Below are 26,692 nucleotides of genomic sequence, written 5' to 3'. Positions count from 1 at the left end.
TCCCGAAGGGATAGAACCATTCATCACCCCCAATCGAATTGGGGGATTGCGACCAATAAAAACCTTATTCATTTGACAAACCTTAGTAGAAAAAAATACCGCACCGAACCTCCTACCAACCTTATTCCCTTCTATAAACTGGGTTTACACGAATACGGTAATAAGGTTTAAAATGCTGTCAATTTGCACACAACGCTACTAAGGTTGAGAAACCCAAAATAAGGTTTTTGGGAAATCAGATTCCCTTCCCTGGCTTTCTAAGCACCCCAGGCCGCACCATAAAAAATGCGACACCAAAGTAACAGATTCCAATGCCTGCTCGTGCTGCGTGGAACCCGGATCGAAGCGGGTGCGTTGGCCGTCAAAACGCCCGGCAGAAGGTTCGTTTTGACACGGTTTTTGCTTCCCTGCCTACCGCAGGCAGGCTTTTCATCGAATGGAAAAGGAAGAGCCAGTCCGGCTTGAGGACAGATCAATTTTATATTAGCACTAGGAATCGCTTTCTCGATATCGCAGGCTGATGGCTACCGGGAATTGCTCCGGGACGTTTCACCAACTCAATCACCTTCTGCCTGAAACGTTTTTTCTCTTCTTCGCGGTCCATCTGCCGCAGCATTTACCGGACTATTCAATGATCTTCTCATCGTGGCTGTTCACAAAAAGCATGGCGTCCACCTGGTAATCTTCAAACACCTGCTTGCGGGCATGTTTCAGATGGTCGCCCCGGAAACCGGTAATCACCAGGCCGGCATCCACCGAAAGCTCATTGATCCAGTCGCGGACACTGCGATCGGGCCGCTCTTCCAGTATCTCGATATTTTTCAGGGTGATGGGCAGGCGTCCGCGAACGATCAGCTCCTGCAATTCCGCCATACTTTTTTCAACCGATTCTTTTGCCGACACTTCGAATATTTTGATCTTCGATTGTTTCCAATCGGGGTGAACACTGATGATGAAGGCCAGCAGGATCATCAGGTTGGCATTGTGCTCGTCGTGGCGGTGAAGCCACACATGAATGTCTTTATAGGTGTCGATTTTCCGCTTGCCGGTCCGAAGGATGAGTACGTCGAAGTTACCGGCATTCACCATCGCGTAGTTTTCAATGATCCGTTTCAGCCCGTCGGGGTCGTCCACATCGCTGTCGAAGATGAGCATGTTGTTTTCCATGCCAGCAATGCCGGGCAGCTGGATGGCCTGGGCAATGGCCGATGTGTACGATGGCGAAATGATGGTGTCCACATATACGTGGTTCTCGATGCGCTCAAATTGGGAAATCAGCTCTTCCAGGCTTTTTTGCGCTTCGGCGTTCGACGATTTGGAGAAATAGCCGTGAATCAGGTGAATGAAGGTGCCAAAACCATACTTGTAGGAAAGCCAGTTCAGCAGACGGAAAGCCTGCTTACGTTCAAAGCTGCGGTCGGTAATACAGATGGAACTCGGACGCCATTCCTGATACACCTTGCGTTTGCGCACTCGCTGCAAATACACCTGCAAATTCCGGTTTACCTGAAAGATGGCATTCGAAAAAATCAGCTCCAGGCCTTTCCGGTCGGAATGATAATAGTCGATAAACAGGTAAATACCCGCCATGGCAAGCAAGGCAATGAAAGCATAGGCGGTGTCAATCTTGAACATGACATACACCGAGGTGATAAAACCGGTGAGCGAGAAATACCAGCGCGAGCGGAACGAAGGCCGGTAAGAAGGCGATGAGCCAAAGTGGTTCAGAAACGATATCAGGCACAACGATCCGTAAGTAACCATAAAGAACATGGAAATGATGCGAGCCACCGCGTTGACATCGCCAATGGCCACAAAAACAAAGGCTATGATAATGGTAACCCAGCTGGCATTTACCGGCTCGGCCTTGCGCTGATCATTGGCTTTCAGCCAGTTGTTCAACTTTTTTGCCGGGAAAGATTCATCGACAGCCAATGCCTGTAGGGTGCGCGGCGCCACCAACACCGAACCGATTGCCGACGACAAGGTGGATGCCGCCAGCCCAATGGGCACAATGATACTGCCCCCTATGGCTATTTTACTCATGATGAGCTGATGCTCCAGCATATCGGCTTCGCTGGCCGAAGCAGCCAACTTCCACGACACAAATAAATACACAATCATCCCGGTGACAGTGGCCGCCGTGGTTCCGAGCGGGATGGACTTGGCGGGGTTTTTCAGGTCGCCCGACAGGCCCACGCCAGCAGTCATGCCGGTAAAGGCCGGAAAGATGATGGCAAAAACAAAGAAGAACTGGTCCATATTCCGCATTTCAGCCGAAAACAAGCTGAAGGTTTTGGTCGCTGCATAATCCGTTTTGCCCAGGAAGAAAAACAGCAACGACAGCGCCAGGATTGTCACCACCACGTACAAGGTTTTCACCCCCATGTTGGCCCCTTTTTTCAGGATCAGGAAGGCCAGCGCCGCCATAGCAGGCAGGCTCACCACCTGCCGGGGAAGCGTCAGCCCGTATTGGTCTTGCACCATGTTGAACAGCATTTCGAACGACTCGGTGAAGGCGATGATGTAAAACGCCACGCTGATGGCCTGCGACAGGTAAAGGGCAATCCCGATGGTGGCGCCAATATTCAACCCAAACGAGCGCGAAATGATAAAATACTCACCACCACCCTCGACCCGTTTATTGGTGGCCAGCTCCGAAATGGCCAGGGCCGTCGGGATGGTCACCAGGTGGCCGACAAAAATCAGCAGGATTACACCCCAAAAGCCAAGGGTGCCAATGCCAAAACCAAAACGCAGAAAGAGAATGGCCCCCAGAATAGTAGAGATGGCCGTAAAGAAAACCGGAGCAGTACCAAAAGACTTGATTTTATCGGTCATACGGTTTAAAATAGAATAGCAAAAGCTACCGAAAATTTATAAAACGACCAAACGATCCGGGAAATTAACTGGTAAATCGTATTTAAGGTTCATTGGTGTCCGGTTAATTTATTCCAGAATTGCTGTAACCCGTGTTTTTATTGAGTCCGGCAGTTGCCGGACTTGGGTAATCAGGTGTTACTTTCTTTTTCTACCGATATTACGTCCCTACGGGACTGTACCTCCACCACGGCTACTTTTGACATCGAACAATCGGCTGTTCGGTCATGACGGGTAATCCCGGAGGGATCAAATATGGGTAGGGGAATAGCTTGCAGACAACCACGTTTCAGCAGATTAAACTGCCCTTTTAACTTTCTTTTCGGACATAGAAAAACGACTTGCCGGTGGACACATCGTCGTAGTTATAGATTTCCCGATCAGCATGGATCTGATAAAAGGCCAGCATGGCCACATCACCGGCACAGAACAAGGAATGGATGCACATGATGCTGAAAAAGAAATAAGCCGACGGGCTTGACCAGAAAAAAAGCCCCAGCGCCAGGCACAGCAGTTTGACCCCCACCAGCGGGGCGTAGGCCACCAGCCGGAACGATCGGGCATCGATGACCTGGCGGTCGGCCACCACGTAAAAGACAAACTTCTTCCAGATGGCGCCAACCTTCAGCTTACGGGCACCGGTGAACCAATAGGCAAGGGCATGCAACAGCTCGTGCAGCACAATCAGCACGGTAAACGAAAATACGACCGACAGGCCGATCCACAGCAAGGCATCGTTCATCGCCCGCGCAGCCAGCAATATAGCTTTCACCAGCAAAAAGACAAACAAGGTGATCATGGCCACCTGGTAGGCCGAGAACCAGCGTACCAGCCGTACCTCAGGGGTAATCTGATCCAGGATGAACTGTTTGATTTGGCTGTGTTCCACCTCGGCCAGCAATTCAAATTGATCCTCCTTCCTTAAATCTTCGGGGGTAAGTTGGCTCATCGTGTTTCGTTTTTTAAAAGAAGGAAAAGCGTTTTCAGGTCGATCAGTTTAACCAGCGAAGCATACATCAATCCGGCCAACGCAAAAAGCCCCATTCCGGCCAGCCAGTTACCCATCAGGTGGGTAACTTTTGCGGCCAGCACCGCGAAAAGCAGAAAGCCGGTCAGCTTCAGGATCAGCACCCAATTCACCCGAAACCGAAAGATACGCACGGCCAGGATCAGTTGGGCGGTTGCCATCAGCAATTGGGTGATCATGCACACCCAGGCCGCGCCCAGCGCCCCGAAACGGGGAATCAGCAACAGGTTGAGGCCAATATTAACGCCCATGCCACCGGCTGCCAACACGTTCAGTTGTTTCAGGCTGCCGTTTGCCGTTAGCAGCGTGCCGAAAATATAGCTGGCCGAGTTGCCTGCAAAACCCACCATCAGCAAGCCCAGCATGGGAGCCGAAATTTCGGCGTGTTCGCGGTACAGCAGCTGCATGATTTCGAGCCCAAAGACATTGGCGGCCACCCCAATCAAGACCGACGGCACCATGATCAGCAAAAAGGCCAGCTGCAACAATTGCCCCACCTTCTCCCCTTGCTTAATCATCCGCGAAAAGATCGGCAGCAGCAAGCCTGCAAATAAAACGCCCAGCAACGAAAAGGCATCCATCAGCCGGAAAGCCTGCGCGTAAATGCCCACCTGCTCTTTCCCGGTTTCGGGAAGCAAGCGCTCCAGTAACACCGCGTCGGTGCGGAAGTAGATTGACATCAGGAGAATCAGCAGGGCATAAGGCCAGCTTTTCCGGATGAACACCACAAACAGGCGCCGGTCGAAATTCAGCCGAACGCGTCCCGAGAAGCGCAGCAGCACCCCAAAGGTGATGAAGGTCGCGATCAGATAAGCCAGGGTTTGGGCATACACAAACCACTCGATGCTAAAATTACCGCCAAACCAATTGGTAAACAGCAGGGCGCTACACAAAACAATCATCAGGCTGCGATCGAGCACCGATAGCAGGCTGTCGGTACGGAACAGGTGCAAGCCGCTGATGTTGGAGCGCAGGAAGAGGGTTAACGAAGCCAGAAACTGGCTCACGATCAAAAAGAAAAGCAAGTGAAATTGTTGCCGGCTATATCCAATCAACAGGGCCAGACTCAGGCTGACCAAGGCATACCCAATGGCCAGCAAGAATTTCAGGCTGACCAGGTTGCCCAGGTATTTGCGTAACAAATGGCTGTGCCTGGCCATATTGCGGTTGTTGAAATTGGTGATGCCCAGATCCAGGAACATGTTCAGCACGAGGGAGAAGTTAAACAGCGAAAAATACAAGCCGTAACTTTCGGCCCCCACTACATTTTGCACGGTCCGGTCGATCCCGAAAATCCAGAATGGCTTGATCAAACCATTCAGCAACAACAATAAAAATAAATTGGTGACAAACTTCCGCTTCAACGTCCTGAATATATTAGCCTATTTATCGGGTTAAAATTACGCAATTTTTACGCAGACTTTTTACTTTTGAACGAAATCAACCACGAGGGGCCCGTATGGTCATTGCTGTCAACACCCGATTATTGCAACAGGGGAAACTGGAAGGAACAGGCTGGTTTCTGTATGAAACCTTGCAGCGCATCACCCGCCACCATCCGGAGCACCGGTTCATCTTTATTTTCGACCGCCCCTACGATCCGGAATTTATTTTTTCGGACAACATTACCCCGGTGGTAGTGCCGCCCCCAACCCGCCACCCTTTGCTGTGGCATGTCTGGTTCCAGTGGCAGGTGCCGCGTGTGTTACGAAAATACCGGGCCGATCTGTTTTTGTCGCCCGATGGCTATTTATCGCTGAACACACCGGTGAAACAGTTGGCCGTGATCCATGACCTCAATTTTGTGCACCGCCCCCAGGATTTGCCCTGGCTGACCGCATGGTATTATAACTACTTTTTTCCGAAATTTGCCCGGCGGGCAACGCGCATAGCCACCGTTTCGTCGTATTCGAAAGAAGATCTGGTTCGGAGCTATCACATCGATCGGGACAAGATTGACGTGGTTTACAACGGCGTGAATACGCTGTACACGCCGACAGCTAAGGAAGAACAGCTTGCAACCCGAAAAACATACACAGAGGGCAAGCCCTACTTTTTATACATTGGCTCGTTGCATCCCCGCAAAAACATTCCCGGGATGCTCCGGGCCTTCGACGCTATCCGAAAGCGCACCGACAAGGATTTCAAGCTCGTGATTGCCGGGGGTGAGATGTTTAAAACCGGTAGCATTCGCAAAACGCATAAAGCCATGCACGATCCGGACGAGGTAGTTTTTACCGGGAGACTAACGACCGAGGAGCTTCACCAGGTGCTGGGGGCAGCCTTTTCGCTTATTTTTGTGCCGTATTTCGAAGGATTTGGCTTGCCCGTAGTAGAAGCGATGCGCGCCGGGGTGCCGGTGATCTGTTCCAATACCAGTTCCCTGCCCGAAGTGGGTGGCGACGCGGTTTTGTATGTCAACCCCTTTAATGAAAAAGAGATCGCCGAAGGCATGGAACGCCTGGCCGATGATCCGGAATTGCGTTATAGACTGATTGAAAAAGGGACGATCCGGCAACAGCAATTCAGCTGGGATCAGACGGCTGAACGGCTCTGGGAAAGCATCCGGGCATGCGTTAGCGAGTCGTGAGTCGTGAGAAAGACTCAAAAGCCTGAACTTGAAACCTGAAACTCGGAATTTGGAACTTGGAATTTGGAATTTGGAACTTAAAAGGACAGCTATGCCTGATAAAAAATTACAACTCTATTTGGAAGAAGGACGTGTGGAGGCTGGCTGCGATGAGGCCGGGCGCGGATGCCTGGCAGGGCCGGTGGTGGCAGCAGCCGTTATTTTGCCCCCCGATTTTGAAAACGACTTGCTGAACGACTCCAAAAAACTCACCGAACGGCAGCGCTACCAGCTTCGGCCCCTGATTGAGGCACAGGCCGTTGCCTACGGGGTGGGCGTGGTCAGCCACACCGAGATCGACGAGATCAACATCCTGAACGCTTCGTTCCTGGCCATGCACCGCGCCATTGAGCAGTTGGGTACCGTGCCCGATCATTTGCTGATTGACGGGAACCGCTTTCGCGCATATCCCAATATCGCTCACACCTGCGTGGTGAAAGGCGACGGCAAGCTGTTGCCCATCGCGGCAGCATCGGTGTTGGCCAAAACCTACCGCGACGACCTGATGAACGAACTCCACCATCAATTTCCCCGGTATGCCTGGGACAAAAACAAAGGCTACCCTACCCAGGCCCACCGCAAGGCCATCCGCGAGTTTGGCACCACGCCTTTTCACCGCATGACCTTCCGCCTGCTGGACGACCAGCTGACGTTGGATCTGTAAGAAATCGCTGCAAGTTTGTTAACATCTCTTAACAGGCCTGTTCTTAATGCCTGATTCTTGCTATTTTAGCGGGCAGAACCAAATACACCTAACCCGTTTTTCATGAAAAAATCAGGTATTGTCCTATTTCTGCTGACAGCATTATTCCTCTGCCAATCTGCCCAAAGCCAACCTGCCCCCGGATTAAACCGGGCCGTACGCGTTTTCATTGACGCTCCGGGAATTGATATCACCTTTTTGCGGGAGGAATTCAGGTATGTAAACTATGCCCGCACGCGCGATGCGGCCAACGTTCATTTATTGGGCACCGTATCGCAAACCGGTAGCGGAGGGAGCGACTACACCTTCTATTTTATCGGTTTGCACGAATTCAGCGGGAAAAGTGACACCCTGCATTATTTCTCATCGGGCACCCAAACCGACACCGAAGTACGCGAAGGGTACACCAAAGCGATCAAGATGGGACTGGTACGCTACCTGGCCCATGCTGAACAATGGGTCGACTTGCAATTCAACGGGAAAGCAGCCGTGAAAGCTTTGCCTGAAAAAGATAAATGGGACAGCTGGGTTTTCGATATTGACCTAACGTCACGAATCAGCGGTGAAGAAGCGGAACGACAAACTGACTTTGACATTTCCGTTGAATCCACCCGCATCACGCCGGAATGGCGATACGAGTTTGATTTTGACAACCAATACGATGAAGATTGGTACGACACCGGCGAGGATGAAGTTATCGCAACCCGAAACTTCCGTCAGTTTGAGTCGCTGGTTGTAAAAAGCATCGGCGAGCACATGGCCGTTGGCATGCAAAGCGGTATTTCCCGCAGCAGTTACGACAACATCAAACTTAACTATTGGTTTTTCCCGGCCATCGAATACAACTTGTTCCCCTATGAACTTTCGAGCCGCCGCCAGTTGCGTTTCTCCTACTTTCTGGGCTACAACGGCCGTCAATACGAAGATACGACGATCTTTAACAAGATTGATGAAGATCTGTTCCGCGGGAAATTTGCCATTGCCTACCGGGTAAAAGAAGAATGGGGCTCTGCCTATACCACCATTTCTTTCCAAAACTATTTTCACGACTTCAACAAAAACAGCCTGTCGGTTTGGTCGGGCGTTTACGTCAGGGTTTGGCGCGGGCTTTCGCTGAACCTGTCGGGCAACTATTCGCTGATCAACGACCGGCTCTCGCTCGAAAAAGGAGAAGCCAGCCTGGAAGAAATCCTGCTTCAGCAGCGACAAATGGCTACAGCCTACCGTTACCAAATCAACATGGGACTTTCGTTCACGTTTGGTTCCCTGTTCAACAATGTGGTCAATCCCAGGCTGAAGGGATAAGTTTCAAATTTCAGGTTTCAAATTCCGAATTCAGAGTTCCAAGTTTCAAGTTTCAAGTTCCTGGTTTTGGATTCTGCTTCGGAATTATCGCTGCTACACAACTTGCAGCTGTTTTTTATCACTTTTTTTCCGTTGCCGATTGTTTTATTTTGTAGAGAACCCTAAATCAGATGGCGCCATGTACGGAAAAATTCAACAAGACTTGCAAAACACCCTCGAAGAACTAAAAGAACAGGGACTTTATAAAACCGAACGAATCATCACCTCATCGCAAAGTGCACGGATTACCGTGGGCGGCGGGCAGGAGGTGCTGAACTTTTGTGCCAACAACTACCTGGGGTTGGCCAATCATCCCGAGGTGGTAAAAGCCGCTCAGGAAATGATGAACGACTGGGGATTCGGCTTGTCATCAGTACGCTTTATCTGCGGCACACAAGCGATCCACAAAGAGCTGGAACAAAAAACCTCCGAATTTCTGGGCACGGAAGATACCATCCTGTACTGTGCCTGCTTCGATGCCAATGGCGGCGTGTTTGAACCCCTGCTGGGCGACGATTCTGCCCTCATTTCGGATGAGCTGAACCATGCCTCCATCATCGATGGCGTGCGCTTGTGCAAGGCTCAGCGCTTTCGGTACAAACACTCCAATATGGACGAATTGGAGCAATGCCTGAAAGATGCCCAATTGGCCAAATACCGGCTGGTGGTGACCGACGGCGTCTTCTCGATGGACGGCGACCTGGCCAAACTGCCCGAGATTGTTGCCCTGTGCGACAAGTACGATGCCCTGGTGATGGTGGACGATTCCCACGCCTCGGGTTACATTGGCGATAACGGGCGCGGCACGGCCGAACATTTCGGGCTGCTCGGGAAAATTGACATCATCACCACCACCTTCGGCAAAGCGCTGGGTGGCGGAAACGGAGGCTGTACCTCCGGGCGTAAGGAAATTATTGAAATGCTGCGCCAACGTTCTCGCCCGTACTTGTTTTCCAACACGCTGGCCCCGGCCACCGTGGGAGCCACGCTGAAGGTGCTCGACATGCTCTCCTCTTCGTCCGAACTGCAACACCGCACGATGCAAAATGCCAATCACTTCCGCAGTAAAATGGAAGCTGCCGGTTTTGATCTGGTGAAAGGCGAAACAGCCATTGTCCCCGTCATGCTGTACGATGCGCCGCTGGCTGTCAAGTTTGCCGACAGGCTCCTACAGGAAGGCATTTACGTAATCGGCTTCGTGTATCCGGTAGTACCGAAGGGAAAGGCCCGTATCCGTGTGCAGCTTTCCGCCGCCCATACACCGGGACAGATCGACCAGGCCGTGGACGCCTTTATTAAAGTGGGGAAAGAATTGAAGGTGATCTAAGAAAAATAACCGTGATTCCTTTGTAAGTCTATACCGCGCTTAGGGAAATTGCTTTTAAGGATTCAAAAGCTATTCTTTCTCTAAGGATATAAACTGTCCTTTCAGGTCCGTTACCATCCGCCCGGCCACGGCATACCGTGACCCTACGCACCGGATAAAACCCGAAACGCCGCAAACGGAAAAGCCAGGTTTAGACGAAACAATATCTTCAGCTTTATCGTTTGAAAACCTATTGAAAACTAAGTCTGCATGATGAAACGAAACACCTTTACCGAAGGCCTGAACAAAGCAGAAACCGTAAAACAAACCAAGGCGGTTTTGAAACAAATCGGCGAACTTCAACACCAAATGTACGCTGAATCGAAACACAGTCTGTTGCTGGTTTTTCAGGGAATGGATGCATCGGGGAAAGACGGCCTGACGCGCGATCTGTTTAAGTACTGCAACCCGGTGAGCATTTCGGTGAAGAGCTTCAAAAAGCCCACGCCCGAAGAATATGCACACGACTTTCTGTGGCGGGTTCACCGGCACAGCCCGCCCAAAGGAGCTGTCCAAGTGTTTATCCGCTCGCATTACGAAGATATTCTGGTACCCACGGTGGAGAATCTTTTTACACCGGAGATCATTGAAGAGCGTTATCAGTTGATCAACAACTTTGAGCAGCTGCTGGCCCATAACGGGACCCGAATCCTGAAGTTCTTTCTGCATATTTCGTACGAAGAGCAGGAGTTGCGTTTGACCGAACGTATGGAAAACGAACGAAAATTCTGGAAGCACAACGATGGCGACTGGGAGACCCGAAAAAAATTCGATCAGTATCTGGAGGTGTATGAGTCCATTCTTACGCGCTGCAACCAAATTCCCTGGCAAGTCATCCCATCCGACCGGAACTGGGAAAAACTGTGGCATGTTGCCAACAGCGTTCTGAGAGCCCTGGAAGAAATGAACATTCAATGGCCGCCCCTGAAAACCGAACTACGCTAGCAGTTCCTTTTTCCAGTTGATTTTTGGAACTATTCCAGGGTGCATTTCGTGTAATTCATCACAATCCCAAACACCATGCGTTACAAAGGAAGAAGACAAAGCTCAAACGTGGAAGACCGCCGCGGCCTGTCGGGCCGGCAAATTGGCTTTCGCGGAGGAATCGGAACCATCGTAATCGTCGTCATCATTCTGCTGCTGGGAGGCGATCCGCAATCGCTGCTGAACCTGTTTGATACCGGACAAGGCTTTACCGAAAGTGCCACCCCATATGAACCTTCGGCCCATGAACAGGAGCTGGCCGAGTTTGTAAAAGTAGTCCTGGCCGATACGGAAGATGTTTGGCACCTGCTCTTCGATGAAATGGGGCAGACTTACCGGGAACCGAAACTGGTTTTGTTCAGCGAACAGGTGCAATCGGCCTGCGGGTTTTCGGGAGCAGCTACCGGCCCCTTTTATTGTCCCGGCGATGAGCGGGTTTACATTGACTTGCAGTTTTTGGAACAACTACAGGACCGGCTTGGCGCGCAGGGCGATTTTGCTGTTGCCTACATCATTGCTCACGAAGTAGGCCATCACGTTCAGAAACTAACCGGTACGCTCGACCAGGTACATGGGCTGCGGGGTAAACTGAACGAAACGGCCTACAACAAACTGACTGTTCAGTTGGAGCTGCAGGCCGATTTTTATGCCGGTATTTGGGCACATCATGCACAGAAGATGAAAAACATCCTGGAAGAGGGCGACCTGGAAGAAGCCTTCCGCGCTGCTCAAGCGGTTGGCGACGATCGCATCCAACTGCAATCGCAGGGCTATGTTGTGCCCGATTCATTTACGCATGGCACCTCGGCCCAGCGAATGAGCTGGTTTAAGCGCGGCTTCAGCACCGGCGATATCACTCAGGGAGACACGTTCAATTCAGCCAATTAAGAACATTTATCTTTTCCTGGCGCGAGTGCCGGTTGATTTAATTCCCAAGACTCCCAGCAAGCCCCGGGTGACTTCGCGGGCAATGGTTTGAGTCACTGAACTTCTCAGAATTTTCTCGAAGGTTGAAGTTTCTTGTCGCTGGCTGGTGCGTCCGGTTTTTGCTCGTGTACTCCTGATTTCCTTTTCCTCATCGCGCTGGTTCCTGGCCATTTCGTCCATCCGTTCGCTTAAGAGTTCAAAAGCGCTTTCCCGGTCAAGGTCGATGTTGTATTTTTTGATGAGCGCAGAATCTTTCAAGAGCTGGCCTATTTCATAATCGGTAAGTACATCCATGCGCGAAAAGGGAGGACGAATCAAGGTGTGAACCAGTTCGGTAGGGCGGCCTTTTTCATCCAGTCCCGTTACGAGCGCTTCGCCTGTGCCCAGTTGAGTGATCAGGTCAGCTACCCGGTAATGTTCTGAATAGGGATAATTCTCCGAAGCTGACTTGATGGCCTTCCGGTCGTTGGCCGTAAAGGCCCGCAAGGCATGCTGCACTTTGGTGCCCAGCTGCCCCAGTATGGCTGCCGGAATATCCGTTGGCGACTGGGTTACAAAGAAGATGCCCACACCTTTCGATCGGATCAGCTTAATGGTCATCTCCAGCTGGTCCAGCAAACTGCGCGACGCATTTTTGAAGATCAGGTGCGCTTCGTCGATAAACAAGACCAGCTCAGGTTTTCCGGTATCGCCCTGTTCCGGCATTTTCTGAAAAATTTCGGCCAGCAGGCACAACATGAAGGTACTGAACAGGGCGGGTTTGCTTTGCATGTCGGTCAAGCGCAGCACACTGATGATGCCTTCACCGGTTGCTGTTTTCCGCATCAAGTCGAATATATCGAAAGAAGGTTCGCCAAAAATGGCATCGGCGCCTTCCTGCTCCAGGGCGATGATACTCCGCAGGATGGCCCCGGAAGAATTGGAGTGGATAAAGCCATATTCCTTCAGGAAGTCTTCCTTCCCGTCCTGCTGAATAAAGTTCAGCACCGTTTTCAGGTCTTTGATATCCAGTAGCGGCAATCCACGATCGTCGCAATATTTAAAGATCATGGACATGACCCCGCCTTGGTTGCAATTCAGCCCCAGTATTTTCGACAACAACACCGGGCCGAACTCCGAGATGGTTGCCTTCATCCGGGCGCCTGGCTCATCCGAGATGCTCAGGAACTCGATCGGGAAAGCTTTCCCTTGCCAGTCCATTTCGATCTGTTGAGCCCTTTTTTCAATAACCGGGTTGGTGGTTCCGGCAGCGCCCAAGCCACTTAAATCGCCTTTAATATCCATCACCATGACCGGGATTCCGGCTTCCGATAGGTTTTCGGCAAATACCTGTAGCGTTTTGGTTTTTCCGGTTCCGGTAGCTCCGGCAATCAATCCGTGCCGGTTGATCGTCTTCAAAGGTAAGCGCACCTGGCAGTGCGTATCGTAGTCATCCTGATATACCGCTGAGCCAATTAAAATCGACCCGCCTTTGAACATTTGTGAGCTTCGGATTGTTTCAATGAATACTTCTTTACCCATAAGTGTTTTTCATTCAAGTTAATCATTTTTCCAGTATTCAACATACTAACATTAAAAATCATGATTGACGAATTTCTAAACACCATCAAAGGGGAATTAGGGGAAAAACTCTTATCCCAGTTAAACGTGCCTTCAGACAAACTGGAAGGCCTGACCAGCACTGCTGCTACGACCGTTAAAGAGGGAATAGCTGAAAAACTTCAATCGGGAAAAATCAATGATATCCTGGGACTTTTAGGCCAGGGCGGGGCCAGTTCAGCATTCGCCGGAAGCCTGACTAACAACATGATAGGAAATTTTGTATCCAAGCTTGGTCTTTCCAAAGAAATGTCAGGATCCATTGCCACAGTCGCTGTTCCTTTCATCATTGGAAAACTAAAAGACTTTGCCGACCGTAAAGGAAAAAACAACGCCGAGGGGCTGACTGATTTGTTGGGTGATGTGGTGAAAGGCTCTTTAAAAGACAAACTCTTGGGCGGATTAGGCAAGAAATTAGGCTTTTAAATTATCTAGTCACTAAATTCATAAAGTTATGGCAAAGAAAATTACTGAAATTGAAGGCATTGGCCCCGTGTTCGCTGAAAAATTAGGCCAGGCAGGTATTACAACTGTTGAAGGCTTGCTGGAAGCTGGAGCATCCAAGACAGGCAGAAAAAAAATTGCGGCTGATTCCGGAATTGATGAATCCAAGATTCTGGACTGGGTAAACATGGCCGATCTGTTCCGGATAAAAGGCGTGGCCTCGCAGTTTGCCGAACTGTTGAAGGCTTCGGGCGTGGACACCGTCAAGGAACTACGCAACCGGAACGCCGAAAACCTTCATGCCAAATTGGTTGAAGTCCAAAATGAGAAAAAAATCACCCATGCTGTGCCAGCCCTAAAACAGGTAAGCGATTTTATCGATCAGGCCAAAGGGCTTGACCCAATTGTGACTTACTAATTTTGAAAAATAAGCAGTATAGAAGAGGCTGTCCTGAGCAAATTCAAGACAGCCTCGTTTTTTTTTGTCTCCTTAGCTGCTGTTTCCGTACTTTCTCAGAACACCACTTAACACACTGTAGGTCATGAATAAAATCCCAGAATTGGATAGGCCAACTCTGGACGCAGGAACATTGAACATGATTTAGCGAAAGGCCGGAATTTTATAACGCATGCCTTTACTCAATCAAATGTAATTGTTTCGGATCCACTTCTTTCGGTATTCCCTGCGGGAACCGGGCATAGCGGCCAAACTTGGTCAGATCGGAAGTTTGCGGGTAGTTCAACTCGTTTGCCGTAGAATTACCTTCCAAAACAGTCATCAAAACGCCCACGGCAGCATAGGGAATTCCGATGACGAAAAATTCGGGCATTCCACGAGATACCACTCCGATAACATTGGGAACAAGACCAAAGAAGGTAATCAGTCCAAAGGTGTTTGCCTGGTTTCTGAAAATATAAAGCTTAGCCTGGTTGATTTTCTCCGTCGGGTGACTAATAAATCCGATCCGGGTTAAAATATAGAACGTATCCTTGTCGGCTGCTATAAGTTCCCCTTGAATTCCGGGTGGGAGTTCATCTGATTTTCCGGATTCAGCCTGATTAACGATAATCCAGCACCCCTGAGTCATTTCAGGCACTTTCTTTGGGGACACCAAATAAGCTGATGGTATGTTGGATGGTGTTTTGCAACTTGCCCAAAACGCAATCAACATTAACCACAAACCATATTTGCTAATTTTTGACATATCTGCTGTTCCAAAAAGTTTCCTCCATTGTCGGCTCTGCTTCCTTGAACTTAGCTGCAACCAACTTCAGATAGAGCCGAGGCAGGCGGTACATCAGGAAAGCTTTTTTAAGGTCAGCTTCTTCCTGCCATTCATCCCGTAACCACTCCAGATAATATCCTTTGGTTTTCAGAAAAACCTCATACTGGTGGGCATTATCCGGAAGTTCGTAGTGTAGCTCATAGGCATCACCGGGAAGCGTGATTAAAGGCTCAATGCTATCGCATAAAGCGGTCAGCGCATCTTCATTCACCCGGCCCTCTGATTTTACCAGGTATGGACGAATTTCAACCGGATATACCGGAGCGGTCAAGGCAGCCAGGGCGGCGTAATCGATGCGCCAAAGTCCCTGGGTCATTTTTAACCGAATTCGTAATTTCTCCGATTCCACCCTTGGAATAGTCACGACATGGACATCGGGAGCAATCGGCCCCATCTCATTGATTTTACCAACTTTCTGCCATTTCCCGGAGTTGTCTTGCAGCTCAATTTCAATGCCACCCAGAATATCCCAGATCTTCTCCACCCTTTTGCGCAAGGACTGGTCCCCGCTTTCAATCCGGGCGGCCAAATAACCGTTAGACTGACCTGTAATGGCCAGACCCTGATAAAAAAGATACGTGGTGAGCAAGGTTTGACGAGTTCCCAGGACTAGCCCCCAGGGAACATCCGGCACGTTTTCAAACTCCATTTCGAGGTATTCTTTAGCCGCCAGATTTTTGGAATTGGCTTCACTAAATCGTTCGCGAGCATCCATGTTTGAAACCAAGGTCAGACAATCCCCTTCCGGTCCGCTGCACGATGAAGGTGGGACAATGGTTTTGGACTGAAAAAAATTACCCTTTTCGGTAGCAAAAATCCGCTCACCATCCGCCTTCGGGAAAACCAACAGGTTTGCATACCGGATAACATGTGTCTCCAGCGCTTCGTTCGTTATCCGAAGCTGAAAATCATCGCCATAGGTTTTCGCCCCATGCAGCATATCAATATCCTGTTTCTCGAAGGCCCGGAGAATGCTTGAGGAAAACCCTTCCGCCATGAGCCGGAAGCCCTCTCCATCCCAGGCATAAAAAGTGGGACAAGAGCCAAAACAAGCCTTCGGGTTGGCGATACAATAAACGGTAAGAATAACATTTTGTGCCCCGACCAGGCCGAGCGCAATCCATTTCCCTTCCAGCCCCATAACCGTGTTGGCTTCAATCAGGGCAATATCGGTAAAGGCGATCCGGTAGAAACCACCGGCAAAGTTAATCGTTCCGGCTCTACCGCTTTCCGGGGAAGTTAGTTGACGCCTGGCATTGAAGTAATTTCCATCCCCGGTAACAGAATCCTGATCGAATAGGAGTTGATCGACAGACAGGACAAATAAACCACCGTCCTTCATGTGTACTTTCAGGTATTCATTCTTTTTACTGTCAATCTGAATTTCATCGGCTTTGGCCAACTGGCGAAGGACCGTAGTGGATGAACAAGCCCATTGAAAGATGTTCACTGCGATCAGAATTACCACGGTAACTGAACAACGATTCTTCATAGTTCAACCTGATTTTGATGCAGAAAACCAACCGTTTAGAAATGCTTTTATTTACGTTGTTCGGCGGCAGATAGATTCATAAAACACGTCCACTTTCCACGCATTCAGCATAACTGAAAAAAGTTTGAACAGGCCTCTTTCAGCCCTTTCGTTATTACAGGAACGGCCCGAACTGATCCGGGCCGTTTCGCTTTCAATGGTATCTTTGGTTTATTTTCCCAGCAAATACGTCAGGGATAAAGTCAGGACTTTGTTTTTCCAATCCATTTCGTCATAATTCGACAGATTATTTAATCCCAGCGTGTAGTTCAGGGTCACCTGGAATTGCTGAATTTCAGCCCCTACCCCCAAATTCAGGCCCAAGTCCAGGCGTTTTAACTGCTCCTCATCGCTCCCAAATTCAATGTCTTCCTCTTCACCGTCATATTCTTCTTTTCCACTCAGGCCGAACCCAAAATTCGGACCGGCATGGAGCAGCAAGTAGGCTCCGGTGAGATCAACCTTGTAAAGTGCATTTACCGGAATGTCGAGATAGTTCATACGTCCTTTGACATCTTCACCATCTCCTTCCATTTTAAAGCCCTTTTGCATAAATAACAGTCCGGGGTTGATGAACAGGGATTCGCCTACCGGGAATTCGCCCACAACACCGAGATGGATGCCAAAGCGGTCGTCGGGTGAAATACTGATGCCTTCAGACTCGATCTCAATGTTTGCTAAATTGAAACCGCCCCGGATACCGATCGTTTGAGCATCGGTAAGTAAATAAGCGCACAGGATCAATGCAATTACAATTAGTTTTTTCATGTTTATTGGGTTTGATGTTGCCTACTCGTACGATTTTCGGCGTCTTCGCCTTGCTGTAGAATACCCGACTGGTTGCACAAGGAAAAACCACCCGGTAGTAGTTGGGGAGGCAGGCCCCGTCATGCCCGTTGTCCTGAATTGATTATGCTACACTAATTTATGAAATATGAAAGACTTACACTCCACTTCAATGCCTGATTTTTATTGTTTTGTAACAGAAATTGTCAATTCATCAAAACGGGAATAGCACAAATTATTCACCAAACAGATAGGCCAGCGACATGGCAAATACCTTGTGTTTGATGTGCACGTCATTGGAATGGGTAATATCTGACAGGCCAAAAGCATTGTTAACGGTCAGTTGAAGGTGCCCGTATTCCAGTCCGCCGCCGATGCTCAAGCTAAAATCCATCCGGTCCAGTTGATCGTCGTCGCCTCCAAATTCGATGTCTTCCTGGTCGCCGTTAAAAAAAGATTTTCCATTTAGTCCAACTCCAAAGACCGGACCGGCCTGCAGCAACAGTTTCGGGCCTTTCAGGTCAGCCTTAAACATCAAGTTGACCGGAATTTCGAGGTAATTCATATTATCCTTACCGCTAAAGCTTCCAAGTCCGAATTCATCATCAAACCGGTACTTATAACCTTTTTGCGAGAACAGTACGCCGGGGTTCAAAAACAGGGTACCGGTCAACGGGAACTCACCTGTAAAGCCAAAATGAATCCCGGTTCGACCTTCGGGTGAAAGATTGAGGTCCATAATTTCGAAGTTGGCATTTGAAAAACTAACCCCTGCCTTAACTCCGATACGTTGTCCGGTGGCAGAAATGCCGAACAGGACAATTGCCAATAGGAACAGAATTCGTTTCATTTGATTTCACTTGCTGATTAGCCTACTCTTCCGATTTTCGGCCTTTTCGCCTTGCCGGTTCTGACACCTTGGTTTCGCAAGGAAAAACCAATACGCATCATGTGGGTGGGCAGCCCGTATCGCCTAACGCTTTTATTTGAAAAACAACAAACTGCCGGAACGTCCGGGCTATTTTACGATAAAGGCCAACGGATTGTTTTTGAGCCTGGCAAAGGCCCCAATAAAAGAAACTGCTTTGAAGGAATGGCAGATGAGGAAGGAAGGAAAAGCGGAAGTTGTTCCGACACAAAAGCAAATTCACCAGGTGAATTTAAGTCGCCTGGTGAATTTCTCGGTTGATTATAATTCAATCGGGGTGCCGTTGTAGAAATCGAGGATTTTTGTTCGGAAAATATAGTCGTACTTGGCTTGTGCCAGGTCGCTCTTAGCTTTGGTAAGATTGTTTTTGGCCTGGTTATATTCTACCGAATTCAGCATGCCCACGCTGAACTTCTCTTCGGTATAGCGGAAAGCCTCCTGCATGGAATCCACGGCTTTGTTGCTGGCCATATACTTTTTCAGCGCGGCCAGCGCGTTGGCATACGCCTGCTCAATATCCTTACGCAACAGGTTTTTGGTGTTCTGAACCGTTAACTCCTGGTTCATCACCTGCAACTCGGCATTTTTAATCTGCGTGCGTGATTGGAATTTATTGAAGACCGGAATAGACAAGTTCACCCCAAGCCCATATCGTTCGTTGTTCTTCAGTTGATCGGAAAAAGAGATATCCGCTCCTACAGCATCCTTGTACTTATTGTTGTACGAGGTGTAGTAGTCGGCCCCAAACGAAAGCGTCGGGTATAAATTTCCTTTGGCAATGGAAACCTGCGCTTTAGAACTTTCCAACCGGTATTCGGCGCCTTTCACTTCCGGGCGAAGTTGAACAGCTGTGCGGAACACGTCCATGGAGTTGAGCACGGTGCGATTGGCCGAAACCACCGGCAAAATTGGCTGACTGATTTTAAACTGGCCGGTTGACGGAAGTTCGAGCAACTGGTAGAGGTTCAGGTAGGCCAGCTGCAAGTTGTTCTGCTCGTTTACCAGGTTCAGTTCTTCCTGCGCGTACTGGGCCTCAATCTCGAGCAAACTGCCTTTGGCCAGGCTACCGGCTTCCACCAGTTTGCGGGTACGGTCAATTTGAAGTTTGGTCACTGCCAGCTGGTCCTGTGCCACCTGCACCAGTTCTTCCGAAAACAAAATCTGCAAGTAGGCAGCCGTGACGTTCAGCATCACATCGTCTTTCGCCTTCTGCAAATCTTCCAAACTGGCTTTGAGGTCGTAATGGGCCATATCCACCGAATGTTTCAGCACCAGACCTTTCAGTAAAGTCACGTTTGCGCTGAGGCTGGCCCCGGTTTGGTTCGAGTTGTAATCGGCATACGTGTTGTCGTATTGCAGGGTGCGCCCAAAGCTAAAACTGTTGGACAGGCTGCTGTTTATCCCCGGCAGCCGGTTGTTTTTGGCTTGCTGCAGCTCATTACCGTAATAATCGGTATTAACGGTCTGCTGTTGTATCTGAATGTTGTTCTCCAGGGCATAATCGATGCATTGGCGCAAATCCCAGGTTTCCTGGGCATGCAAACCATCGGCAACCATCAGAGCGGAGGCAATTATGGTAAATAAATAGTACTTCATAGATCTGTTTTTTTATTAAACCAAGCTAAATTAATCATTCAGTTGAACTTCAACTTAGCTTAGCCTTGCTTATTTTCATTTTCTTTCAACTTCTTCGGATCAATCTTTTCGCCCTTCACCTTATCCTCTTTCGCCAGGCCTTCCACAATCTCAATGTTGATGCCATCGGAGAGGCCGGTTTTCACCTTGCGTTTTTCGTAGATGCTTTCCACCTCGTTGGTGAGCACTTCCACATAGGCCGAATCGTTCTCGAACTTCAGCATCCCTTCGGGAATCACCATCACACTGTCCTTCCGTTCAAGCACAATGTTGGCATTGGCACTGTAACCTGCCCGGATGAACTGATTGTCTTTCAATGAAACATCAGCTTTGATTTCGAACTGGATGGCCCCGTTTTCTTCCACACCTTTGGGCGAAATGTATTCCAGGATGGCTTCGAACTTATCTTTTTCGATGGCGCCGATTTCGAGCTCAATGGGCATGCCGACCTTGATTTTGCCCACTTCGGTCTCGTCCACCTTACCCTCAAAAATCATGTCCTGCATATCGGCTATAGTGGCGATAGTGGTCCCGTCGTTAAAGGTGTTCGACTGGATAACCGAGTTACCGACCTTGATGGGCACATCGAGCACCATGCCGTTAATGGTGGAGCGTACCAGCGTGTTGGTGGCGGTTTCAGCCTTCTTGGTCACCCCGTTCTTGATTAATTCGAGGTTGTTTTCGGCAGCGGCCAGCTCTTCTTTGGCCGAGTCGTAGCCAACCTTTGATTTTTTGAACTCTTCGTATGAGATCACATCGCCGTCGAACAGCTTTTGCAGACGCTCGTAATCAATTTTTGCATCCTCGAAATTGATTTTTGCCCGGTTCAGGCGCGATTCGGCCGTATTCAGGTTCACCATGTCGGGGATGATTTTGATACGCGCGATCACCTGGTCCTTTTTCACAAAGTCGCCGGCCTCGACATACAGTTCGTCGATAATACCCGAAACCTGCGGCTTAATTTCGATTTCCTGGCGAGGCACCACCGATCCGGTAGCCACCGTCTTTTTGATCACATTGGAAACAAAAGGCGTTTTTGTTTCAAAAATATCGGGCTGCGTTTTTGATTTGGTGTACAGGAAGTAAATCGTACCTCCAAATATGGCCACGATGATGACAATTCCCAAAATCCTAAAAATCTTTTTCATTTGTGTTCGGTTTTTATTGTTTCTGTTTTCTGTTTGTTTCTTTAAAAGTTCCTAAGTGCCTGAGCCCCTAAGTTCCTAAGTGACTAAGTGGCTTTAACGTATAATCGCTGGCATCTTCCATTTCAATCATCAATAATCATTCATAAATCATCAATCACCTCACTCGTCTCGCAGGGCATCAATCGGCTTGATGCTGATGGCTCGTTTGGCGGGAATAAGGCCTGCAAACATGCCAGAGATGACAAGTACGCCCAGAGCTGCAAGCGCCATCGTCAGGTTCACTTCCGGGTTGCGGAAGAAAACTTCATCGCCGGCTGCTTCCAGAATCTTATTCAGTATTTCGAGAATGCCAACTCCCAGCGACAGGCCGACGTAACCGGCCATCACGGTCAGGAAAACACTCTCGGCCACAATGTGGGTGATAATTTTTGCCGGTGTGGCGCCAATCGCGCGCTGAATGCCGATTTCCTGCGTCCGTTCCTTGATGATGACCAGCATGATGTTGCTCACGCCAATCACCCCGGCCAGCAGAGTGCCAATGCCCACAATCCAGGTCAGCACCTGGATACCGGTAAACAAGGCGGAGAATTTGACAAATTCAGCTTCAATATTAAATGATCCGATGGCTTGCACATCGTCGGGCGAAATTTTGTGGCGTTCTTTCAGGATACGCTGCAATTTTTCCTGCAGGCCGCTTACACTGTACCCCTTTTTCGCAGTGACGGAAAAGAAGTGAATGACATTGCCATAATTGTAAGCCGTTTGCATGGTCGTAAACGGGATGATGATGGTTTCTTCCTTCTTGCCACCGCCAATGTTGATGCGTGTTTCGGGGTGAATCACTCCGACCACCTGGAAGTACACCCCACTGATTTTCAGATACTGGCCAATCGGGTCTTCCTCTTTGTCAAACATCACCTCAACCACCCGCTCGCCAATCACGCACACTTTGCGTTTTTGCAACACGTCGATCTCGTTCATCAGGCGGCCTTTCACCGGTGTCCAGCCGTCAATCTTGAAATAGTCGGGGTAGTCGCCATATATGTTGAAAGCACCCGTGCGTTCGCCACGGACCGTGTTATCGCCGTTTTGCTGCCAGCCAAACAGACGGGGCGACAGGTATTCGACTTCGCGCACATTCTGGCGGATGTACTCAATGTCCTGGTTATCGTAATTCCAGCGTCGCCCGCGTTGAAAACCTTCGTAAGGGATGCTGGTCCGCTCGGTCCAGAAAAAGGCCGAGTTGGTGGCAAAAGCTTTTACGCCTTCCATTACGCCGTTTTCCAGTGCACGGCCTGCCCCCGACATGATAATCAACATGAAGATCCCCCAAAACACACCGAAGGCGGTCATGAAGCTGCGCATGCGGTTTTGCTTCAGCGCGCTTAAAATTTCTTTCCATAAATCCAGATCTAACATGGCTTTTCGGTTTTGAGGTTATTCGTCGCGCAGGGCAACAATTGGTTTAATACTGGCAGCCCGTTTGGCCGGAATATATCCGGCAATGGCGCCTGCAACAATCAGCAGCAGGGTAGCCGCAACGGCCACGTTAAAATCCACTGTCGGGTTCAGAAATACGGTTTCGCCTTGCTGGGCGGCCTCGCCTGCCGACTGTACCATCATGTAGTTAATGCCCTCCATCAGTCCGGTACCCAGCACCAATCCGATATAACCGGCAATGGTGGTAATCAGGATCGATTCGAGCAAAATCAGACCAATGACCGATGCCGGACTGGCGCCAATCGCCTTGCGGATTCCGATTTCCTTGGTCCGCTCCTTCACCACAATCAGCATAATGTTGCTCACCCCAACAATACCGGCAATGAGCGTCCCGATGCCAATGATCCAGATAAAGATTTTAATGGCCTGAAAGATCCGCATCGTCTGGATGTAGTTCTCCAATTTATTGTACATGCCCAGCGCACTCTCGTCTTTTTCGTCGAAACGAAGTTTTCGGGCAAAGGTGCTGCGGATGCGTTCTTCAATCTGTTGACTTTCTTCCAGAGTCTGCCCGTTGATGGTGACGGCAAAATTATGCAGGCGGTTGCCGCCGCTAAAGATTTTCTGGGCCGTGGAAACCGGCATGTAGGCATTGCGGTTCCTGGTTGAACCGGGCTCTATACAAACGCCGACCACTTTAAAGGGTACTTTATTGATGTTTACATACTCACCCAGCGCCGGAATATCTTTGAAAAGCGCCTCCTTGATGTCTTTCCCGATTACCACCACTTTGCGGGTTTCCACGATATCCACCGAATTGATGAAACGGCCTTCCAGCAGTTCCATGTTTTCGACCGTGTTCAGCTCCGGATGGCAGGTGACGGTGGTGTATTCGCCCGACTCCTTGCCATAGGAATAGCGGGTATTTCCCATGTAGTAACGCCCCGAAGCCGTTTCGACACCGGAAAGCGATTTGATGAGGTCGTAATCGTCGTTATGAAACTGCACCGGACGGCCCGTCTTTAACCCCTGGTGGGGAATTGTGGTTTCGCCCGTCCAGATCCACATAGCGTTTACCGCGTCGTTCATAAAATTACTGGCCACGCCGTTGCTCAGCCCGTTGCCCGAACCCAGCAGGATCATCAACATGAAAATCCCCCAGGCTACCGAGAAACCGGTCAGAAACGTGCGCATTTTATTCTTTTTGATGGTGGCAAAAATCTCCTGCCACTTATCGATATCAAACATGGCTTAACGTTTTAGGCAGGTTGCAATTCTTTCGAATATTTATAGCGGAACTCGCTCAGCTCGCCATTGCGGATAACTTCGTGGATCCGGCCATCCTTTAGGCGGACAATTTTCTGGGTCATGGCAGCAATATCGTGCTCGTGGGTGACGATGATAACCGTGATGCCAATCTCATTGATCTCCTTGAGAATCTCCATTACTTCGTACGAAGTGGTGGTGTCGAGGGCCCCGGTAGGTTCATCGGCAAGGATAATTTTGGGCTTCGAGATCAAGGCACGCGCAATGGCCACCCGTTGTTTTTGTCCGCCCGACATTTCGTTGGGCATGTGTTCGGCCCAGGGTTTCAACCCCAGCTTGTCGAGGTATTCCATCGCCATCACATTGCGCTTTTTGCGGCTCACACCTTGGTAATACAGCGGAAGCGCCACATTTTCCATGGCATTTTTAAACGAAATGAGGTTAAACGATTGGAACACGAAGCCGACCATTTCGTTGCGCAGCCGGGCAGCTTTCTTCTCGCTCATATTGGCGATCAGCTTGCCGGCCAGGTGGTAACTGCCCTCGTCGTAATTATCGAGCATGCCCAGAATGTTCAGCAAGGTTGACTTTCCAGAGCCCGACGAGCCCATAATGGAAACAAACTCGCCCTGCTCAATTTCCAGGTCAATCCCCTTGAGCACATGCAGCTTGCTGCTGCCCATCTCATAAGATTTGTGGATGTTGTTTAATTTAATCATGGCTGTGGTTTTCTGTTTCTGTTTCTGTTCCTCAAAGTTGGTCAATCAGACGTTCATGTGCAGAATTAATTCGATGAACTGTTGATTTTTACATGTAAATGCCTTTTTTGAACTGGTAATATGGATGGCCAACTACCTTGTCAACTGGTTTTACATGAAGTAGGACGACCAAGTTGGGCCTACGTTACAGCTTGCAACTTTTTTTTCTGAAAGGGTCTTTATTTTTAACCTATCACCGGTGTGGTTTATGCGATGTTGCACTAACGCTATTGCTACAAGTAATGTCTTATCAGACGGATTTTACTCTTTGTCTTGAAACAAAAAGGAAACAGAAAATTAAAGCCTGTTTTTTATCTGCACTTCCATTCCTATTGTTGATTCTCGGGAATCATGTTTGTTTTTTTACTGTTTTGAGGAATCGGATTAAGAAAGGAGAAGGAGGTGCCTGGCTGTAGGATACAAAAAAATGCCACCCCCCGCAGGCGATGACATCTTTCGTACTATGTCAATAAAAAACTAATCTTGGATACGTTGACGACCCGGCTTATCGTTTCAACCGGAGCCTGTGAATTACTTTATTTTTTCGAGATACAACTTACGCAAACATTTCAAATATTCCAGATCCAGTTTGTTGGAATAGATCCGCACAAAATCGTGCAGTCGATCTTGGTAATAGAAAGCCCCCATGGCGGCATCGAACTTGCTCTCTTCCCAATTGTACTTCACGCGGTCGGTCAGCTCGTTAAATTCCTTCCAACTGTGCTCTTTCGGAAGTTCCAGGTAGGCATGGTAATCTTCTTTGTTGTCCAGGTAAATGCCTTCGTCCAGTGGAGTCAGATTAAAGAACTTTTCGAGGTTGATTTGGACCGATTCTTCCATGTACTTTTTATGTTTTTTCAGGAACAATATTCCATGTTCCTCATAAGCTTGCTGCAACTGGCCGATCAGGTCGTACCGGTTGAGGTGCCTGATACGGAGCACTTGATAGCTTAGGTCATAAACCTGAATAACACCTTTCCCGGCATCAAAGGTTTCATGAAAAACCTTCTCCACCTTTTCGGTCGCCTTAAGAACATCCATCAGGGTGTACTGTTGCGCCAGGGCCGGATACATGTAAATTGGCTTGGTGGCATCGGGTCCATCGTTATAGTAACCGGGAAAAGGCGCCAGGGCTTCAAAAACCAAAGTCCCGGGAAGAACTTTTTCATCAATCGTAAAAACAGGTTCCTGTTTGGTAAGGGTACCGAATACTTGAATTGCATTTTTTAGTTCCATATCTCAATTTTTGTGGGATTCACTATCTTCGTCGTCAATACTTCATGACAACGACGGATACATACTATCATGTTGACCCCATCGGGGCGGTACGGATCACAAAAAGTCACCGTTCCCACCGGATACGGCTACGGGTAAAACCCGATGGCCAGGTCCACGTATCCATGCCGGCTTTGGGTTCCGAACAAAAAGCGATCGACTTTGTAAAGTCCAAACTGGAATGGATACAAAAACAACAACAAGATATTAAAGCCGGTTTAACCATATTTGGTTCCGGTAACTGTTTTAAAACAAAATTTCATTCCCTGAAAGTTATACCCGTTGATCATACAAAAGTTTCAGGGCTGGTGGGGAATGGCGTCATCCAGATTAATGTTCCTCGCCAGCAGGATCATCAACGAGCCGATATACAGCAGTTTATACGCCGGGCCATTGTACATGTCATGCGACAGGAAGCGAAAGTTTATTTGCCGGTACGCCTCAATGAACTGGCCAAACGCCATGGGCTGGTGTTCGGAAACGTGTATGTAAAACATGTGAAAAGCCGATGGGGAAGTTGCTCCTCCATAAATAATATTAACCTGAACCTGCACCTGATGCGCCTGCCCGACCGAATGATCGACTATGTGCTGCTGCACGAGCTGGCACACACGGTAGAGAAAAACCACGGGCCCGGTTTCTGGAAGCTGCTGGAGCAAATCTGCCCGGGCGCCAAAAGCCTGGATAAAGAACTGAACAAGTACCATGTGGACATTTTTTAACGTACAAACCCAAA

The 26,692-nt window shown here is 49.1% G+C and carries 24 protein-coding genes; 10 read left to right on the top strand and 14 right to left on the bottom strand.

Annotated elements, in window-relative coordinates; all coding sequences use genetic code 11:
• Positions 1-624: 624 nt before the first annotated feature.
• The 3 genes from N2K84_RS16975 to N2K84_RS16965 all read right to left on the bottom strand — a co-directional run bounded on the left by N2K84_RS16975 (position 625) and on the right by N2K84_RS16965 (position 5,271).
• Entirely contained in the window at positions 625-2,841 is a 2,217-nt protein-coding gene (locus N2K84_RS16975) for an APC family permease (RefSeq protein ID WP_282593027.1), read from the bottom strand.
• A gap of 349 nt (positions 2,842-3,190) precedes the next feature.
• Entirely contained in the window at positions 3,191-3,829 is a 639-nt protein-coding gene (locus tag N2K84_RS16970) for a DUF3267 domain-containing protein (protein ID WP_282593026.1), read from the bottom strand.
• Positions 3,826-5,271, bottom strand: coding sequence for an oligosaccharide flippase family protein (locus tag N2K84_RS16965; protein ID WP_282593025.1), 1,446 nt, complete (start codon positions 5,269-5,271; stop codon positions 3,826-3,828). The genes N2K84_RS16970 and N2K84_RS16965 overlap by 4 nt, the downstream gene beginning before the upstream one ends.
• Positions 5,272-5,366: 95 nt before the next feature.
• Between N2K84_RS16965 and N2K84_RS16960 the strand changes: the two genes are divergently transcribed.
• The 6 genes from N2K84_RS16960 (at position 5,367) to ypfJ (ending at position 11,821) form a co-directional block, all read left to right on the top strand.
• The gene (locus N2K84_RS16960) at positions 5,367-6,497 is read left to right on the top strand and encodes a glycosyltransferase family 4 protein (RefSeq protein WP_282593024.1); all 1,131 of its coding nucleotides are present in this window, start codon (positions 5,367-5,369) and stop codon (positions 6,495-6,497) included.
• A gap of 91 nt (positions 6,498-6,588) precedes the next feature.
• On the top strand, positions 6,589-7,200 hold the full coding sequence (locus N2K84_RS16955; protein ID WP_282593023.1) for a ribonuclease HII: 612 nt from the start codon (positions 6,589-6,591) through the stop codon (positions 7,198-7,200).
• Positions 7,201-7,302: 102 nt separating this feature from the next.
• The gene (locus N2K84_RS16950) at positions 7,303-8,544 is read left to right on the top strand and encodes a hypothetical protein (RefSeq protein ID WP_282593022.1); all 1,242 of its coding nucleotides are present in this window, start codon (positions 7,303-7,305) and stop codon (positions 8,542-8,544) included.
• A gap of 178 nt (positions 8,545-8,722) precedes the next feature.
• Positions 8,723-9,910: a glycine C-acetyltransferase gene (kbl, locus tag N2K84_RS16945; RefSeq protein ID WP_282593021.1), complete on the top strand. Its 1,188-nt coding sequence runs from the start codon at positions 8,723-8,725 to the stop codon at positions 9,908-9,910.
• A gap of 249 nt (positions 9,911-10,159) precedes the next feature.
• Positions 10,160-10,894 carry a PPK2 family polyphosphate kinase gene (locus N2K84_RS16940; RefSeq protein ID WP_282593020.1) on the top strand — a complete coding sequence of 245 codons (735 nt, stop codon included), beginning with the start codon at positions 10,160-10,162 and terminating at the stop codon, positions 10,892-10,894.
• A gap of 75 nt (positions 10,895-10,969) precedes the next feature.
• Complete coding sequence (gene ypfJ / locus N2K84_RS16935) at positions 10,970-11,821, top strand: KPN_02809 family neutral zinc metallopeptidase (protein ID WP_282593019.1); 852 nt, start codon at positions 10,970-10,972, stop codon at positions 11,819-11,821.
• 6 nt (positions 11,822-11,827) lie between these two features.
• Here ypfJ and N2K84_RS16930 read toward each other — a convergent pair whose 3' ends face one another.
• Positions 11,828-13,381, bottom strand: a complete 1,554-nt coding sequence (locus N2K84_RS16930) for a helicase HerA-like domain-containing protein (protein ID WP_282593018.1) — start codon at positions 13,379-13,381, stop codon at positions 11,828-11,830.
• A gap of 60 nt (positions 13,382-13,441) precedes the next feature.
• Here N2K84_RS16930 and N2K84_RS16925 point away from each other — a divergent pair, with 60 nt between their 5' ends.
• Positions 13,442-13,885 carry a hypothetical protein gene (locus tag N2K84_RS16925; protein WP_282593017.1) on the top strand — a complete coding sequence of 148 codons (444 nt, stop codon included), beginning with the start codon at positions 13,442-13,444 and terminating at the stop codon, positions 13,883-13,885.
• 28 nt (positions 13,886-13,913) lie between these two features.
• The gene (locus tag N2K84_RS16920) at positions 13,914-14,321 is read left to right on the top strand and encodes a DUF4332 domain-containing protein (protein ID WP_282593016.1); all 408 of its coding nucleotides are present in this window, start codon (positions 13,914-13,916) and stop codon (positions 14,319-14,321) included.
• Between the two features lie 217 nt (positions 14,322-14,538).
• Here the strand turns inward: N2K84_RS16920 and N2K84_RS16915 are convergent, their stop codons facing one another.
• The 4 genes from N2K84_RS16915 to N2K84_RS16900 all read right to left on the bottom strand — a co-directional run bounded on the left by N2K84_RS16915 (position 14,539) and on the right by N2K84_RS16900 (position 18,356).
• Entirely contained in the window at positions 14,539-15,108 is a 570-nt protein-coding gene (locus tag N2K84_RS16915) for a hypothetical protein (RefSeq protein ID WP_282593015.1), read from the bottom strand.
• Positions 15,095-16,681 carry a hypothetical protein gene (locus N2K84_RS16910; RefSeq protein ID WP_282593014.1) on the bottom strand — a complete coding sequence of 529 codons (1,587 nt, stop codon included), beginning with the start codon at positions 16,679-16,681 and terminating at the stop codon, positions 15,095-15,097. The genes N2K84_RS16915 and N2K84_RS16910 overlap by 14 nt, the downstream gene beginning before the upstream one ends.
• Positions 16,682-16,891: 210 nt before the next feature.
• A complete protein-coding gene (locus N2K84_RS16905) occupies positions 16,892-17,488 on the bottom strand; it encodes a porin family protein (protein ID WP_282593013.1) in 597 nt (198 codons plus the stop codon).
• A 253-nt stretch (positions 17,489-17,741) separates the two neighbouring features.
• A complete protein-coding gene (locus N2K84_RS16900; protein ID WP_282593012.1) occupies positions 17,742-18,356 on the bottom strand; it encodes a porin family protein in 615 nt (204 codons plus the stop codon).
• 136 nt (positions 18,357-18,492) lie between these two features.
• On the opposite strand from N2K84_RS16900, the gene N2K84_RS16895 reads away from it, so the two are divergent.
• Positions 18,493-18,723 (top strand): hypothetical protein, encoded by a 231-nt coding sequence (locus tag N2K84_RS16895; protein ID WP_282593011.1) that lies wholly within the window; start codon positions 18,493-18,495, stop codon positions 18,721-18,723.
• On the opposite strand, the gene N2K84_RS16890 is transcribed toward N2K84_RS16895, so the two are convergent.
• The 6 genes from N2K84_RS16890 to N2K84_RS16865 form a co-directional block, all read right to left on the bottom strand.
• Positions 18,696-20,030, bottom strand: a complete 1,335-nt coding sequence (locus N2K84_RS16890; protein ID WP_282593010.1) for a TolC family protein — start codon at positions 20,028-20,030, stop codon at positions 18,696-18,698. The two genes, N2K84_RS16895 and N2K84_RS16890, sit on opposite strands and share 28 nt — an antisense overlap.
• 59 nt (positions 20,031-20,089) lie before the next feature.
• Positions 20,090-21,217: an efflux RND transporter periplasmic adaptor subunit gene (locus tag N2K84_RS16885; protein ID WP_282593009.1), complete on the bottom strand. Its 1,128-nt coding sequence runs from the start codon at positions 21,215-21,217 to the stop codon at positions 20,090-20,092.
• Positions 21,218-21,376: 159 nt separating this feature from the next.
• Positions 21,377-22,636 carry an ABC transporter permease gene (locus N2K84_RS16880; RefSeq protein ID WP_282593008.1) on the bottom strand — a complete coding sequence of 420 codons (1,260 nt, stop codon included), beginning with the start codon at positions 22,634-22,636 and terminating at the stop codon, positions 21,377-21,379.
• 18 nt (positions 22,637-22,654) lie between these two features.
• Complete coding sequence (locus tag N2K84_RS16875) at positions 22,655-23,905, bottom strand: ABC transporter permease (RefSeq protein WP_282593007.1); 1,251 nt, start codon at positions 23,903-23,905, stop codon at positions 22,655-22,657.
• 11 nt (positions 23,906-23,916) lie between these two features.
• Entirely contained in the window at positions 23,917-24,642 is a 726-nt protein-coding gene (locus tag N2K84_RS16870) for an ABC transporter ATP-binding protein (protein WP_282593006.1), read from the bottom strand.
• A gap of 570 nt (positions 24,643-25,212) precedes the next feature.
• Positions 25,213-25,917, bottom strand: a complete 705-nt coding sequence (locus N2K84_RS16865; protein ID WP_282593005.1) for a hypothetical protein — start codon at positions 25,915-25,917, stop codon at positions 25,213-25,215.
• Positions 25,918-25,961: 44 nt separating this feature from the next.
• Here N2K84_RS16865 and N2K84_RS16860 point away from each other — a divergent pair, with 44 nt between their 5' ends.
• Positions 25,962-26,678: a M48 family metallopeptidase gene (locus tag N2K84_RS16860; RefSeq protein WP_282593004.1), complete on the top strand. Its 717-nt coding sequence runs from the start codon at positions 25,962-25,964 to the stop codon at positions 26,676-26,678.
• Positions 26,679-26,692 lie beyond the last annotated feature (14 nt).

The organism is Gaoshiqia sediminis (assembly GCF_025907915.1).
GTDB lineage: Bacteria > Bacteroidota > Bacteroidia > Bacteroidales > Prolixibacteraceae > Gaoshiqia > Gaoshiqia sediminis.
The sequence above is the reverse complement of the archived record's forward strand: the minus strand, read 5'-3'. Positions and strand labels throughout refer to the sequence as shown.